The 13,924-nt window shown below is 60.8% G+C and carries 15 protein-coding genes; 6 read left to right on the top strand and 9 right to left on the bottom strand.

Going from position 1 to position 13,924, the window contains the following annotated elements; translation table 11 throughout:
- The first annotated feature begins 61 nt into the window (after positions 1–61).
- Complete coding sequence (locus tag Q1A85_RS02415; protein ID WP_299684680.1) at positions 62–637, top strand: TetR/AcrR family transcriptional regulator; 576 nt, start codon at positions 62–64, stop codon at positions 635–637.
- Here the strand turns inward: Q1A85_RS02415 and Q1A85_RS02420 are convergent.
- The 3 genes from Q1A85_RS02420 to dnaN are packed head-to-tail and all read right to left on the bottom strand — an operon-like array spanning position 630 to position 3,518.
- The gene (locus Q1A85_RS02420) at positions 630–1,250 is read right to left on the bottom strand and encodes a LysE family translocator (RefSeq protein ID WP_299684682.1); all 621 of its coding nucleotides are present in this window, start codon (positions 1,248–1,250) and stop codon (positions 630–632) included. The genes Q1A85_RS02415 and Q1A85_RS02420 overlap by 8 nt on opposite strands.
- Entirely contained in the window at positions 1,247–2,347 is a 1,101-nt protein-coding gene (gene recF / locus Q1A85_RS02425) for a DNA replication/repair protein RecF (protein ID WP_299684684.1), read from the bottom strand. Before recF ends, Q1A85_RS02420 begins: the two co-directional genes overlap by 4 nt.
- Before the next feature lie 52 nt (positions 2,348–2,399).
- Entirely contained in the window at positions 2,400–3,518 is a 1,119-nt protein-coding gene (gene dnaN / locus Q1A85_RS02430) for a DNA polymerase III subunit beta (RefSeq protein ID WP_299684686.1), read from the bottom strand.
- Positions 3,519–3,726: 208 nt separating this feature from the next.
- Between dnaN and Q1A85_RS02435 the strand changes: the two genes are divergently transcribed.
- Positions 3,727–4,512 carry an AAA family ATPase gene (locus Q1A85_RS02435; protein ID WP_299684688.1) on the top strand — a complete coding sequence of 262 codons (786 nt, stop codon included), beginning with the start codon at positions 3,727–3,729 and terminating at the stop codon, positions 4,510–4,512.
- A 54-nt stretch (positions 4,513–4,566) separates the two neighbouring features.
- Here the strand turns inward: Q1A85_RS02435 and dnaA are convergent, their stop codons facing one another.
- Together dnaA and rpsT are read right to left on the bottom strand one after the other, a co-directional pair.
- Positions 4,567–5,928, bottom strand: a complete 1,362-nt coding sequence (dnaA, locus tag Q1A85_RS02440; protein ID WP_299684690.1) for a chromosomal replication initiator protein DnaA — start codon at positions 5,926–5,928, stop codon at positions 4,567–4,569.
- A 489-nt stretch (positions 5,929–6,417) separates the two neighbouring features.
- Positions 6,418–6,681, bottom strand: a complete 264-nt coding sequence (rpsT, locus tag Q1A85_RS02445) for a 30S ribosomal protein S20 (protein ID WP_299684692.1) — start codon at positions 6,679–6,681, stop codon at positions 6,418–6,420.
- A 153-nt stretch (positions 6,682–6,834) separates the two neighbouring features.
- Here rpsT and Q1A85_RS02450 point away from each other — a divergent pair, with 153 nt between their 5' ends.
- Positions 6,835–7,032, top strand: a complete 198-nt coding sequence (locus tag Q1A85_RS02450) for a hypothetical protein (RefSeq protein WP_299684694.1) — start codon at positions 6,835–6,837, stop codon at positions 7,030–7,032.
- A 16-nt stretch (positions 7,033–7,048) separates the two neighbouring features.
- On the opposite strand, the gene Q1A85_RS02455 is transcribed toward Q1A85_RS02450, so the two are convergent.
- The 3 genes from Q1A85_RS02455 to Q1A85_RS02465 form a co-directional block, all read right to left on the bottom strand.
- The gene (locus tag Q1A85_RS02455) at positions 7,049–7,825 is read right to left on the bottom strand and encodes an enoyl-CoA hydratase (protein ID WP_299684696.1); all 777 of its coding nucleotides are present in this window, start codon (positions 7,823–7,825) and stop codon (positions 7,049–7,051) included.
- Between the two features lie 62 nt (positions 7,826–7,887).
- On the bottom strand, positions 7,888–8,739 hold the full coding sequence (mutM, locus tag Q1A85_RS02460; protein ID WP_299684698.1) for a bifunctional DNA-formamidopyrimidine glycosylase/DNA-(apurinic or apyrimidinic site) lyase: 852 nt from the start codon (positions 8,737–8,739) through the stop codon (positions 7,888–7,890).
- A 54-nt stretch (positions 8,740–8,793) separates the two neighbouring features.
- The gene (locus tag Q1A85_RS02465; protein WP_299684700.1) at positions 8,794–9,417 is read right to left on the bottom strand and encodes a hypothetical protein; all 624 of its coding nucleotides are present in this window, start codon (positions 9,415–9,417) and stop codon (positions 8,794–8,796) included.
- 96 nt (positions 9,418–9,513) lie between these two features.
- On the opposite strand from Q1A85_RS02465, the gene ubiE reads away from it, so the two are divergent.
- Genes ubiE through Q1A85_RS02480 form a run of 3 tightly spaced genes read left to right on the top strand, consistent with a single transcriptional unit; the run spans position 9,514 to position 12,742 of the window.
- Entirely contained in the window at positions 9,514–10,266 is a 753-nt protein-coding gene (ubiE, locus tag Q1A85_RS02470; protein ID WP_299684702.1) for a bifunctional demethylmenaquinone methyltransferase/2-methoxy-6-polyprenyl-1,4-benzoquinol methylase UbiE, read from the top strand.
- Positions 10,267–11,799: a 2-polyprenylphenol 6-hydroxylase gene (gene ubiB / locus Q1A85_RS02475; protein WP_299684704.1), complete on the top strand. Its 1,533-nt coding sequence runs from the start codon at positions 10,267–10,269 to the stop codon at positions 11,797–11,799.
- 58 nt (positions 11,800–11,857) lie between these two features.
- The gene (locus Q1A85_RS02480) at positions 11,858–12,742 is read left to right on the top strand and encodes a hypothetical protein (protein ID WP_299684706.1); all 885 of its coding nucleotides are present in this window, start codon (positions 11,858–11,860) and stop codon (positions 12,740–12,742) included.
- Here the strand turns inward: Q1A85_RS02480 and Q1A85_RS02485 are convergent.
- The gene (locus Q1A85_RS02485; protein ID WP_299684708.1) at positions 12,739–13,920 is read right to left on the bottom strand and encodes an acetyl-CoA C-acyltransferase family protein; all 1,182 of its coding nucleotides are present in this window, start codon (positions 13,918–13,920) and stop codon (positions 12,739–12,741) included. The two genes, Q1A85_RS02480 and Q1A85_RS02485, sit on opposite strands and share 4 nt — an antisense overlap.
- Positions 13,921–13,924: the final 4 nt, after the last annotated feature.

Raw genomic sequence — 13,924 nt, forward strand, 5'->3', positions numbered from 1 at the left:
AAAAATGACCATGGTCAATAAAAAATTTGACCTCGGTCAATTTTTCTGACAAACCTGACCCATGAACAAACCTGTCCAGGCCCGTACCCTCAAAACCCGCGCCAAGCTGATTGACGCAGCCAAGGCTGTTGTCGCTGAATCCGGTTACGAGGCGTTGCGCGTCGAAGAGGTCGTCCAACGTGCGGGCGTGGCCAAGGGCACATTCTTTGCCCATTTCCGCGACAAGGACGCGCTGATGGATCAGCTGTTGGGTGCGCAGCTTCGCGAAATTCTGGACGACATCGCCGCAGGTCCCCAGCCACGCACAGCCGCCGAAATGGTCACAGCGCTTGCGCCGCTGATCGCGTTTGCCACGTCTGAACGCTATGTTTTTGATGTTGTGATCCGCCACAGTGGGGCCGCCGCCATCACCGAGATTGGCCCCATCGCCCTAGCGTTTGAGCAGCAGTTCCGCCTGTCCCTGCAATGGGTGACCCATCCCGACCTGCCGGTCCGCGATGACATTCCGCCCGAATTGCTGGCCGAAGGTATCGGCGCCTTTCTGATCCAAGCGATTTCGCTCGCCTTCTGCGCCCTGCACAGTTCTGTCAGTGTAGAAGAACGGCTGGAGCCTTACTTGCGCGCGTGGCTCAGGTAAACGGGATCACAAGGCCCACAAGGATCAGCAAGACACCCGCACTCAGGTTCATCCGGCGCAGCGCTGTCGGCGACGACACCAACCGCCGCGCCCGGTCTATGAACACTGCCATACCCAGATTGCCCACCAGCGGGATCAGCGCCGACAGCCCGACAATCGCTCCCACATCCCAGGCGGTCAGCCGGGTCAGGTCAAAGAACCCCGGCAGCATCCCCATATAGAACAGGATCGCCTTTGGATTGCCGAGGATCACGGCCAGCCCCGCCACAAACCCTGCCCACATGCCGGGCCGGGTCAGACTGCTGTCGGCACCGATGGTCTTGTCCGCGTTGCGGATCACGGCCGCACCCATCAGGATGAACACACCTGCCGCGACCCATTTCAGCACCTCCAGAATGTCACCATACAGCGACAGGATCCACGTGATGCCAAAGATCGCGAGCAGCGACCACAGCACGTCCCCGATCACAACACCCAGCGCCAAAGGCCACGCCGCGTGAAATCCGCCCGACAGGCTGCGTGCAATCAGACCCACCCAAACCGGTCCGGGTGTCAGAAACAGCACCGCCAGCGCACCCGCATACAGCGCGACGTCAAAGGGCGACAGGGTCATGCCTGCACCGCCGTACTGACCCCGTCTGTTTCCGTCACATGCAGGTATTGCGCCCGGTCCCCCAGCGTATCGAACAATTCAGGTCCGGTTCCCGTCATCCATGCCTGTGCCCCCAGCGCGCAAATCTCATCATACAAAGCCGCACGCCGATCCGCATCCAGATGTGCGGCCACCTCGTCCAGCAGTAACAGCGGCGGCGCGCCAAAATCGCGCGCCAGTGCCCGCGCATTGGCAAGGATCAATGATACTAACAGCGCCTTCTGCTCACCGGTCGAACAATCTTTGGCGGGCACGCCCTTGGCCGCATAGACCGCATATAGATCCGCCCTATGCGGCCCCATCAGCGTACGCCCCGCCGCCAGATCGCGCGCGCGCCCGTCGGCCAAGGCCCGTGCCGCATCCTCCACCGTGTCTGGCATTCCCAACTCACCGGGGAGCAATGTCAGTTCCGCCGCCGGAAAGGCAGTCTGTGCCCCGGTTTGCGCCTCGGCGAGGTCACTGAGCGCCTGCAACCGGTTCCGATGGATCGCCACGCCCGTCTCTGCCATCCGCTTTTCCAGTGCAGCGTACCAATGTCCGTCCCGCACCATATCCTTGAGCAGCCGGTTCCGTTCCCGCATTGCTTTGTCATAGTCGAGCGACAATTGCGCATGATCGGGCAAAAAGCTCAGCGTCATGCGGTCCAGAAACCGCCGCCGCCCCTCGGCCCCCTCGATCCAGAGCCGGTCCATGGACGGGATCAGCCACAACACCCGCGCGATCCGCCCCAGCGCGGTCTGCGCCGCCGCCTTGCCGTCAATGCGCACCTGACGCGCAGCACCGCCTTCGGACCACGTCTCGACCTCGTGGATCTGGGCCAGTGAATGCAGCACGCCGGTCAGCTTCCAGCCCACGGCCTCGGGCCGCCGCGTCATGTCTTCGGCCGAGGCGCGCCGCAATCCCCGACCGGGGGACAGCAGCGATACGGCTTCCAGCACATTGGTCTTGCCCGCCCCGTTGGGCCCGTAAATCGCTACGGGCCGCGCATCCAGCGACAGGCGCGCCACCTTGTGCGACCGAAAATGCGAAAGCGTCAAAGAAGAAAGGGACAGTGTCACCCCTGCCCCTCACTTCTTCTGACCAGAAATACCACCGCCGGAGGCAAAAATCTTAAACGCGCATCGGCATGACCACATAGATCGCGGATTGGTCGTTGCCTTCGCGCATCAGGGTCGGATCGCCGGACGAGTTGAACATGAACACCGCGTTCTCGCGGTCCACCTGGCTTGCGATTTCCAGCAGGTACTTGGCGTTGAACCCGATCTCCAGCCGCTCATCGCCATAGGCAACGGCCAGCTCTTCTTCGGCGGCACCGCTGTCGGGCGCGTTCACGCTCAGCACCAGCCGGTCCTCGTCCAGTTGCAGCTTGACCGCACGGGACCGTTCCGAACTGACGGTGGCCACACGGTCCACAGCCTTGGCAAAATCGCCCGCGTCCACTTCAAGTTTGCGGGTGTTGCCCACCGGGATAACCCGCGTGTAATCCGGGAACGTGCCGTCGATCACCTTGGACGTCAGCGTGATGTCAGGCGTGGCGAACCGCACCTTGGTCTCCGATACGCTCACGGCAATCTGCATCTCGTCGTCGTCCAGCAGCTTGCGCAGCTCGCCCACAGTCTTGCGCGGAACAATCACGCCGGGCATATCCGCCGCGCCTTCGGGCAGGGGGCTGTCGATACGCGCCAGACGGTGACCATCGGTTGCCACACAGCGCAGCGACTTTCCATCGTCGCCGTCGGACACGTGCATATAGACACCGTTGAGGTAATAGCGCGTTTCCTCGGTCGAAATCGCAAATTTCGACTTGTCGAACAGGCGGCGCAACTGTGGTGCGGGCACAGAGAAGTTAGAGGCGTATTCCGACGACGCCATGACCGGGAAGTCTTCTTTTGGCAGGGTCGCCAGCGAAAAGTTTGACCGCCCCGCCTCGACCGTTACGCGACCGGCGGCAACATCGGCGTTCAGGGTGACCAGCGCGCCATCGGGCAGCTTGCGGACAATTTCGTGCAAGGTGGTGGCGGCGACCGTTGTGGCCCCCGCGCGTTCGACCTGCGCGGGCGCCTTGTCGACCACTTCGATATCAAGGTCGGTGGCGCGGAAAGTAACGTCAGACCCTTCGGCTTCGATCAGGACATTGGCGAGGATCGGGATCGTGTTGCGCCGCTCGACCACCGATTGCGCTTGGGAGACGGCCTTGAGCAGCACGCCGCGTTCCACACTGATCTTCATTAGTCCCTCTCCCACCAGACGTCCGGGATGGGCACACTAGCCCAAAGCCCGCCGTTCACAAGCATTTTATTGCTTGTCGAGGGCGCGCGCTCAGCCGTCAAGATCATCGCGCGCCGTTGCCTCGAAAAAGCAATCCCGTCTATCGTTGCCGCCACATAAATCAACGACGCACCGGTTCTCCCGGATGTCGGCAACAGGGCAATGACACATGGCCAGACGCAAGACCGACACAAAGCTGCCCGCGCCTTTCTTGCAGCGCTTGACCGTTTTGCCGTCCGGGCTTGCCGACAAGGCCGGATACCCCTTCGATACACCGTGGTTGCAGAACCCCGATTTCGAACTGGAATTCACAACGCCCGTGACGATCATCGTGGGCGAGAATGGCACAGGGAAATCAACCCTTATCGAGGCGATCGCCGCGCTCAGCGGTTACGACGAGGCTGGCGGCGGCAAAGGATACCGCCCGGTGGATCACACCACCGCAATCGACAAGAGCGGCGCACTGCTTGCAGATGTATTGCGGGCCGGGTGGCTGCCCAAGATCACCGATGGCTGGTTCTTCAAGGCGGAATCCTTCTTTTCGGTTGCCCGATACCTCGACGATGCTGCGCGCGAAGGCGGCGGCAGGGCGCCGGATTTTCTGTCGTGGAGCCACGGCGAAGGCTTTGTCCGCTTTTTTCAGGAACGCATGTCGCGTCAGGGTATCTACTTCATGGACGAACCAGAAAGCGCGCTGTCACCGCGGCGACAGTTGGAACTGTTGCGGATTCTGGATGGGGTCCAGCGTGCGGCAACATCTCAGGTGATTATGGCGACGCATTCGCCGATTCTCATGGCCACCCCCGGCGCGCGCGTTCTGGAGGTGACGCGCCACGGCCTTGCGGAAACGGATTATCGCACCACGTCGCATTTCAAACTTTACCAGTCCTTTACCGTGGACCCGGATGAATTCGTGTCCGATGCCCTGCGTGGCGAAGAAGACCGGCACCTGTAGCAAAAAGGGCGCCCATCAGGACGCCCCCGATACCTATCGCGGATCAGGACGGCTTCACCCCTCAAGCGACCGACGCAGCAATTCGAGGTCTTCGGCAATCTGGCCATCGGATTGGCGCAGTTCCTCGATCCGGCGGACACCGTGCATCACAGTGGTGTGGTCGCGCCCGCCAAAACGGCGGCCAATCTCGGGCAAAGACCGCGATGTCAGTTGCTTGCACAGATACATCGCCACCTGACGGGGCCGGGCATAGCTGCGCAGCCGTTTGGGGCCGATCATATCGGACAGACGGATGTTGTAATGCTCGGACACTTTGCGCTGGATTTCCTCGACGGTGATCTTGCGCTCGGACGCGCGCAGCACATCCGCAAGGCAGTCATTGGTCAGGTCCATGTCGATCTTGCGACCAACCAAAGAGGCAAAGGCAAACAGACGGGTCAGCGCACCCTCAAGCACACGCACGTTGGTCGAAATGCGCATGGCGAGGAATTCCAGCACGCCATCCTCGACCCGCAGATCGGGATAGGTCGCCATCTGCTGTTCGACCTTGGATTGCAGGATTCCAAGACGCAGTTCGTAATCGGTAGGGTGCAGGTCGACGACAAGGCCACATTGCAGACGGGATTTCACCCGGTCCTCAAGGTCCTTGATCTCGCCGGGGGCGCGGTCGGCGCTGATGATGATCTGCTTGTTCTGATCCACAAGCGCATTGAACGTGTGAAAGAACTCTTCCTGCGTGCTGTCCTTACCGGCGATGAACTGGACGTCATCGACCATCAGCACATCGACGGAGCGGAAGATCGATTTGAAATCCATCATCTTACGATCGCGCAGCGCTTGGACAAAGCGATACATGAACTGTTCGGCAGACAGATACAGCACGTTGAGATCGGGGCGGCGGGTTTGCAGTTCCCACGCAATGGCGTGCATTAGGTGTGTTTTGCCCAAACCGACGCCGCCGTACAGAAACAGCGGGTTGAATGTGACCGGACCACCTTCGGCCACGCGTTTGGCGGCGGCATGGGCCAGTTCGTTGGGCTTGCCCACGACAAAGCTGTCGAATTTGAACCGTCGGTCCAGCGGCGCGGCAGACAGCAACGAATGAGCGGGAGCAGGTGTTTGCGATATGATCGGTGTTGGGTTTGTCACGGCGGCGGTCGGTTTCGCTTGAGTGTTGGCGGGAACGGCAAAGCTGAGACGACGGATGGAATCGTCCTCGGATTTCAGCTCGTGCAGGATCAGGTCTGAGAAATTTTCACTGACATATTTGCCCATGAAATTCGTCGGCACATCAAACGTGGCCACACCATCCTGAAGTTTTCGGAACTTCAGCGGTTCGATCCATGTTGTGTAGTTGTTCTGCCCTACCGTCTTCAGCAACCGTTGCCGCAGTTGCCCCCACTTTTCTTGCGTCATGCGAACATTCCGTCCCTTCTGCCAACCATTTTCCCATCAGCCCGCGTATCGGGCCACACGATAAACTCAGGTCGATCAAGCTCACCCCGCTGCCTGTGGCGCGAGCCGATCCATTCGGATAGAAACAGACAGCGCACTCCGTCATGCCAGAGAATGCCCCTGGTTCGACGTTACGTGCTTTCCGCACACCAAATTTTACGACAGGTCAGTGGACGAAATTGCATCGTCTCTACCAATTACAGGCCCATTGCCAATGTGCCCGCACCAACCGGAATGAAGAGTGTTGAAACCCTATCGGTTGGCCTGTCCCCCCAAGGCGACACGAGTCGCAAGAAGGGTGGTAGCAAGTTCGTGAGCGGGCCGTCCACAGAACTTAATAATTGACTCGGGCTTTTTCGACAAAGAATCGCTGCACCCCTTGTTTTCATGGCAAAAACGAAAAAAGCGCCGCGAAGCCGCAGCGCTTTTCCGCGTCCCGTTATGAGGGAATCAGCCCAGAGCCTTCACCCGTGCCGAGAGCCGCGACATTTTGCGCGACGCTGTGTTTTTATGATACACACCCTTGGTCACACCGCGCATCAGTTCGGGCTGAGCCACTTTGAGTGCGGTGTTTGCAGCGTCTTTGTCACCGGAGGCAATCGCCTCTTCGACTTTGCGCAGGTAGGTGCGAATCCGCGAACGGCGCGCTTTGTTAACGGCGAAGCGTTTTTCGTTTTGACGGGCCCGCTTCTTGGCCTGAGGCGAATTTGCCATGATTATCTCGTCCCAATGATTGGTGCGGTAGTTACAGAAGCCGTGCGCATAGGCGGATTCCCGACCCAAGTCAACGATGTGTTCAGCGCCTGACCGCGCATGTGCCGAAACCCGGCCCGAAACGTGCTATACTGCCCGGTACTCACGCACCACATGGAGGATGTCACGATGCAACCGATGGCCGTTTCCCAACACGCCCGCGCGCTCTATCGCACCCATGGCGACAAGGCGGAGGCCGAAGCCGCGCAACGTGCGCGCAGCGCCGAGGACGAAGGCAAGCAGGCAATTGCCGCCGACTGGCGCAAAATCCGCGCCTCGATTCGCCAGATGCGCGGCGCCAACCAAACCTGACGCGTGCCCACAGGGCCTATCTGTCGCGGAACTGCGCCTCGCGCTTTTCGAGGAAGGCGGCCATGCCTTCCTTCTGGTCTTCGGTTGCGAAGAGCGAATGGAACACGCGGCGTTCGAACAGCAGCCCCTCTCGGAGGGGTGTTTCGAACGACCGGTTCACCGCTTCTTTCACCGCCATGACCGACACCATGGATTTCTCGGCGATCTTTTCGGCGGCGCTCAACGCTTCGTCCATCAACTTTTTCGTCGGGACAACGCGGCTTACCAGCCCGGCGCGCTCTGCCTCTTCGGCGTCCATGAAACGGCCCGTCAGGTTCATGTCCATCGCCTTGGCTTTGCCCACGGCGCGGGTCAGCCGCTGTGTGCCGCCGATGCCCGCCATAACGCCCAGATTGATCTCGGGCTGGCCAAATTTCGCGGTCTCAGACGCGATGATGAAATCGCACATCATCGCCAACTCGCACCCGCCGCCAAGGGCGTAACCGCTCACTGCGGCAATCACGGGTTTGCGGACGCGCACGATTGCATCCGTTTCGGGGCCAAAGAGGTCTTCGGTGAACACCTCGACATAGGATTTGTCTTTCATCATCGCGATGTCGGCCCCGGCGGCAAACGCCTTTTCGGATCCGGTCAGCACGATGCAACGCACCTTGTCGTTGGACTGACATCCGGCCATGGCATCGGCCAGCTCGCTCATCAGCTGGTCGTTGAGCGCGTTGAGCGCATCCGGTCTGTTCAGGGTGATTTTCGCAATGTGGTCTTCGACGTCGAGGATGATCGTCTCGTAGGCCATGGGTGCGCTTTCTGTCGTTGCAACTGGCCTATCTGCTTATCACGCACAGGGCGTGTTTCAACCTATGTTTGGCATGTCTTGCAGTAGAAGGACGACCGGCCCGATTGCACGATTCGGGCAATGGACGCGCCGCATCCCGTTGCGCGGCAGGTTTCGCCCTCGCGGCCATATACGTCAAAGCGGTGTTGAAAATATCCAAGTTCACCATCGGCTTGCCGGAAATCACGCAAGGATGACCCGCCCGCCTCAATCGCTTCGGCGAGGACTTGCCGGATGACGGGGACAAGGGCGGCGACACGTTGTGTTGCGATCCTTCCGGCCTTGCGCGTCGGCGAGATGCCGCAACGGAAGAGCGCCTCGCACACATAGATATTGCCCAGACCGGCAACGATTCTCTGATCCAGCAGGGCGGATTTCACCGGCGTGTTCTTGCCCTGAAAGGCGTCAATCAGGTGCGCCTCGTGGAAATCATTGCCCAGTGGCTCGGGCCCCAGAACCGCCAGCAGCTTGTGCTGATCGGCTGTTGCCGTGTCCATCAGGTCCATCGCACCAAACCGGCGCGGATCGTTAAAGGTAACGCGCGCGCCGTTTTCCATGTGCAGCACCACATGGTCATGTTTTTCGGCTGCCGGGTGGTCGTGCACGAACTGCCCCAGCGGATCACCGGACACGGTCATCCGGCCCGACATGCCCAGATGCACCAGCAACGTCTCGCCCGAATCCAGATCGGCGAGGATGTATTTCGACCGTCGCCGCAGCCGTTCCACACGCGCGCCAGTTAGACGGTCCGCCATCCCGGGCGGAAACGGCCAGCGCAGATCGGGCCGGTTCACATCGGCCCGTGCAATCACCGCACCTTCCATCGCGGGGGTCAGCCCCCGGCGGACGGTTTCAACTTCGGGCAATTCGGGCACGGGCGGCACTCCTTTCGATCGCCCACACATAGGGCGCAGGCTGCGCCCCTGCAATCAGTGCCCGTTGTCCTCCAACTGGCCGATCAGGAAATCCCTGAGCAGGTCATGTCCTTCGAGGAACCTGGGTATCGAAATTTTGCGCCCGTCCTCAAAGGTCAGCTGGTAGCCGTCGCGGGTGGTCTGGGCGCGGATCAGCTCTGTCAGGTCAAAATGCTTGGTCATCAGCGTGCCCGTGGTGCAGGACATGTCGATTCCATCAATGACCAGCCGGAACCGCCACATGTAGACCCCGCACCAGATCAGCAGCCCGCCAATCAGCAGATACATTCCCACCGGTGTCTGACCGGCGACGTTGCTGCCAAGCTCAAGGTGGATTGCAAAGGCGATCAGGAACGGCATCAGGATCAGATAGCCATAGCGCCAGCCCGCCGCCGCGCGAAACACGGTTGCGGTGCCTTCGGTCCGCGCGTCCTTACGTCCAAGCGCAAAGATGGTGCCCAGATTCTCCTCTGGATTGCCGACGGGGGACAGCACGCCAAACACGGCTATAAAGATGCGCTGGAACAGACCTTTCTCTTCGCGGATGTCGCGCGGGCCATGGATCAAGGCGCCCAGCTTTTTTTGCACGAACATCATGCCGACCGAGATTATGCCAAAGAGGATGAGATAGAGGATCATGGCCTGCGTCCTTTGCGCCGATTGACGATTTCGTTCTTGTCCCTCACGTCATTAGGGACAAATGAGACATGACAAAGACGCAATTGGACCGTTTGCATGACTGAAAGCCCTGAAAACAAGACGCATTTCGGCTTTGCCGATATCCCCGAAAGCGAAAAGGCCGGGCGCGTGCAGGGCGTGTTCAACTCGGTTGCGTCCAAATACGACGTGATGAACGACGTAATGAGCGTGGGCATCCACCGCGTCTGGAAAGAGGCGATGATGGACTGGCTCGCGCCGCGTCCGGGGCAAAAGCTGCTGGATGTGGCGGGCGGAACTGGCGACATCTCGTTCAAATTCCTCAAACGCGCAGGCCACGGGCACGCCACCGTGCTCGACCTTACCGAACCGATGCTGATCGAAGGCCGCAAGCGGGCCGAGGCGGAGGCGATGCAGGACAGCCTCGATTGGGTGGTGGGTGACGCTATGGCGTTGCCCTTTGATGACAACACGTTTGACGTCTACACCATCAGCTTTGGCATCCGGAACGTGACCCGCCCGCAGGACGCGCTGAACGAAGCCTACCGCGTGCTGAAACCCGGTGGCCGCCTGATGGTGCTGGAATTCAGCCAGTTGCCCAACGAAGGGATGCAAAAGCTGTACGACCTGTACAGTTTCAACGTGATCCCGGCGATGGGCCAACTGATCGCAAATGACCGCGACAGCTATCAGTACCTCGTGGAAAGCATCCGCAAGTTTCCCGATCAGGACACGTTCCTGTCGATGGTTCGCGCGGCGGGGTTCGAGAATGCCAAGTACCGCAACCTCAGTATGGGCATTGCCTGCCTGCATTCGGGGTGGAAGATCTAGGTGCGCGGCCCTCACAACATCATTCGACTGATCCGCACCGGCGCCACCTTTGAACGCACCGGCGCGATGAATGTCGTTCTCGACGCGTTCGACGCGCCCAAACCCCTGCGGTTCGTGGCCAAGCTCTTGGCCAAGCCCTTTGCGTGGCTGGGCGAAAAGGGTGACCCGAACATGCCGCCCGCGACGCGGGCGCTTACCGCGCTTGGTCCGGCCTACATCAAGTTTGGGCAGGTGTTGTCGACGCGGCCGGACGTGGTGGGTCCTGACGTGGCGCAACAACTGCGTGTCCTTCAGGACAAACTGCCACCCTTTTCAATCGAAGAGGCCAAGGCCGAGGTGGAGCGCGAGCTTGGCGCACCCATCGACACGCTGTTCTCCGAGTTCAGCGAACCGGTTGCTGCGGCCTCCATCGCGCAGGTCCACAAGGCGCGTCTGGCCGACAGTGGCGAAGAGGTCGCGGTCAAGGTGCTGCGCCCCGGCGTCGAACGCGCCTTTTCGCGCGATGTCGACGCCTTTTATTTCGCGGCCAAGTTTGTCGAAGTGTTTGCCCCCGGTGCCCGCCGCCTGCGCCCTACGGATGTGATCGAACATTTCGACAGCGTCGTTCAGGGCGAATTGGACCTGCGTCTGGAATCCTCCGCTGCCGGGGAATTTGCCGCCAACACACAAAACGACAAAGGCTTCACCCTGCCGCAAATCCGCTGGGATTATTCGGCACGCCGGGTGATGACATTGGGCTGGGCCGACGGCGTGCCCATGGGTGACAATGACGCCATTGACGCCGCAGGGCACGACCGCCGTGATCTGGGCGAGCGGGTGCTGCGCCTGTTCCTGCTGCACGCCTTGCGCGACGGGTACTTTCACGCCGACATGCATCAGGGCAACCTCAAGGTTGCGCCCAACGGGGACATCATCGCCTACGATTTCGGTATCATGGGGCATATCGACGAATACACACGCCGGGTCTATGCCGAGATTCTCTTTGGCTTTATCCGCAAGGATTTCAAACGCGTGGCCGAGGTGCATTTCGAGGCCGGGTATGTCCCCGCCGACCGCGACGTGGACGAATTTGCCCGCGCCTTGCGCGCCGTGGGTGAGCCGATCTTTGGCATGGACGCCTCCAAGATTTCCATGGGCCGGTTGCTGGCCTATCTGTTCGAGGTGACCGAGCGGTTCGGGATGGAAACGCGAACCGAACTGATCCTGTTGCAACGCACCATGGTGGTGGTCGAAGGGGTGGCGCGGTCGCTCAACCCCAATATCAACATCTGGCAGGTCGCCTCGCCTGTGGTCAGCGACTACATCCAGCAATCCATCGGCCCGCGCGCCATTGTCAGTGACCTTTACAAGACCGCCCGCGTGCTCACCCGTTTCGGCCCGCGCCTGCCACGGCTGGTGGAACAGGCCCTGATCGCCCAAGCCAACCCCGCCCCCCCAAAACGCCGCGGCTTCTGGCGGTGGATCGTATTGACCGGGGTGCTGGGCGTGGCGGCAGGGGCCGGGCTGCTTGCCGGTATCGACGCGCTGCTCTGACCGTACAGGCGAATCGTGCTATAACACTTACCATTGTTTGCGCGATTTCGAGACTGCTATGCAGCACCCACACCACGAACCCAAACCGACCTATCCGGTGCTCATCTGGATTGCGCTCTCCTTTATCGTTGGTCTGGCGCTTTGGGCCGGTGTTTACTGGCACACGGATGGTGGTGTGACCGGTCCGCCTTTGCTTGTGTCCGTGGGCAACGCGGGCCTGACGCTGGCCTTTGGCGGCGTGCTGGGCGGGCTGATCAAAAAGCTCTTTGACGACTGGGATGCGCGCAGGACCGCCGCCGAAGCGCAGACCGCCTATTTCGCTCAACTGCTGGAGGATTTCAAAACCGTCTACAACACGGTGGAACGCGCGCGCTTTCTGATCATGGCGCATAAATCGGCCAAAACCTATGGCGAACAAATGCGCGATTTGCCGGACGCGATCATCCTTTTGCACAACGTCAAACGTGCGACCGAACAAGGGTTTCCAAGGCTCTATGATGATCTTGAAGGGCCGATATTCTACTGCACGATCTTCCTCAAAGGCTTGGTCGACGAATATCGCGACGCATACCTGACTGCGTCCCGGCTGCAATCGCAGGACGAATTGGAGAACAAGTATCTGCGCGAAAAGATCGCGGACGGGTACAAGGAAATCGAGTCAGGTTACGCCCATCGTGGATGGGACAAGATCATGTCGCTGCCGCACATGCGCACCTTGCTCGATGCCACGCAGGACAGCGTGTCAGACGCCCAAACCTCGGCTTTCAAGACCTATGAGGACGCGTTCGGCACTTATGTTGATCTGGCCAGTTACGCGCTCATGCTGCGGATGCCCGGAAACGAGGATGGTGTGCGCGACCCGGAACTCGACAAAAGGCTTGTCGAATGCCGGGATGCGGCGCGCGCGGCCAAAGCCAAGATGACGCCCAGACGCGCGGCTTAGCTCATCCGCTCAATCGCCAGCGCAATGCCTTGACCGCCGCCGATACACATGGTGATCAGCGCTTTGGAGCCCTGAATGCGCTCCAGTTCATACAGCGCCTTGACCGTGATGATGGCCCCCGTCGCCCCCACCGGATGGCCCAGCGCGATCGCGCCGCCGTTCGGGTTCACGCGTGCCGGGTCAAAGCCGAGGTCCTTGGACACCGCCAGTGCCTGCGCGGCAAAGGCTTCGTTCGACTCGATGACGTCAAAATCTTCGGGGCGCAGGCCGGTGCGGTCCAGCAGGTTGCGCACCGCTGGAATAGGGCCGATGCCCATCACCTCTGGTCGCACACCTGCATGGGCATAGCCCAGAACGCGCGCCCGTGGTTTCAGCCCTGCCTTTTCCGCCGCTTGCGCCGATGCCAGCACCACGGCGCCCGCGCCGTCGTTGATGCCGGAGGCGTTGCCGGCGGTCACGCTGCCGTCCTTCTGGAACACCGGGCGCAATCCGCCCAGTGCCTCCATCGACGTGGCTTTGGGGTGTTCGTCCACCTCGAACGGCACCATGTCCCGTTTGACCCGCACCTCGACCGGCGTGATCTGGCTGGCAAAGCGGCCCTCGGCGATGGCCTGTGCCGCGCGCTCTTGGCTTTGCATGGCGAATGCGTCCTGTTGCTCGCGGGTGATCTGGTGTTCAGCGGCCACGTTTTCCGCTGTGACCCCCATATGCCCGGTGCCAAAGGGGCAGTTCAGCGCGCCCAGCATCATGTCGAGCGTTTTGACGTCACCCATCTTTTGCCCCCAGCGCTGGTTGGGGATGATGAACGGGCTGCGTGACATATTCTCGGCCCCACCGGCGAGGCCAAAGTCCGCGTCACCCAGCATCAGCGATTGGATCACAGACACAATCGCCTGAACTCCCGATCCGCACAGCCGGTTCACGTTCATTGCAGGGGTCGTGTCGGGCACGCCCGCCCCTATCGCCGCCACGCGGCTCAAGTACATGTCGCGGGGTTCGGTGTTGATCACGTGGCCAAAGGCGACATGTCCCACCTGTCCGCCCTCAACTCCGGACCGTTCCAGCGCCGCCTTGGCCGCCACTGTCCCAAGGTCGATGGGTGTCGTTGCCGCCAGCGATCCGCCAAAGGTGCCAATGGCGGTACGCGCGCCGTCGAGGATAACGATGTCTTGAGTCATGAGT

The organism is uncultured Tateyamaria sp. (genome assembly GCF_947503385.1).
In the GTDB taxonomy this organism is placed as follows: domain Bacteria; phylum Pseudomonadota; class Alphaproteobacteria; order Rhodobacterales; family Rhodobacteraceae; genus Tateyamaria.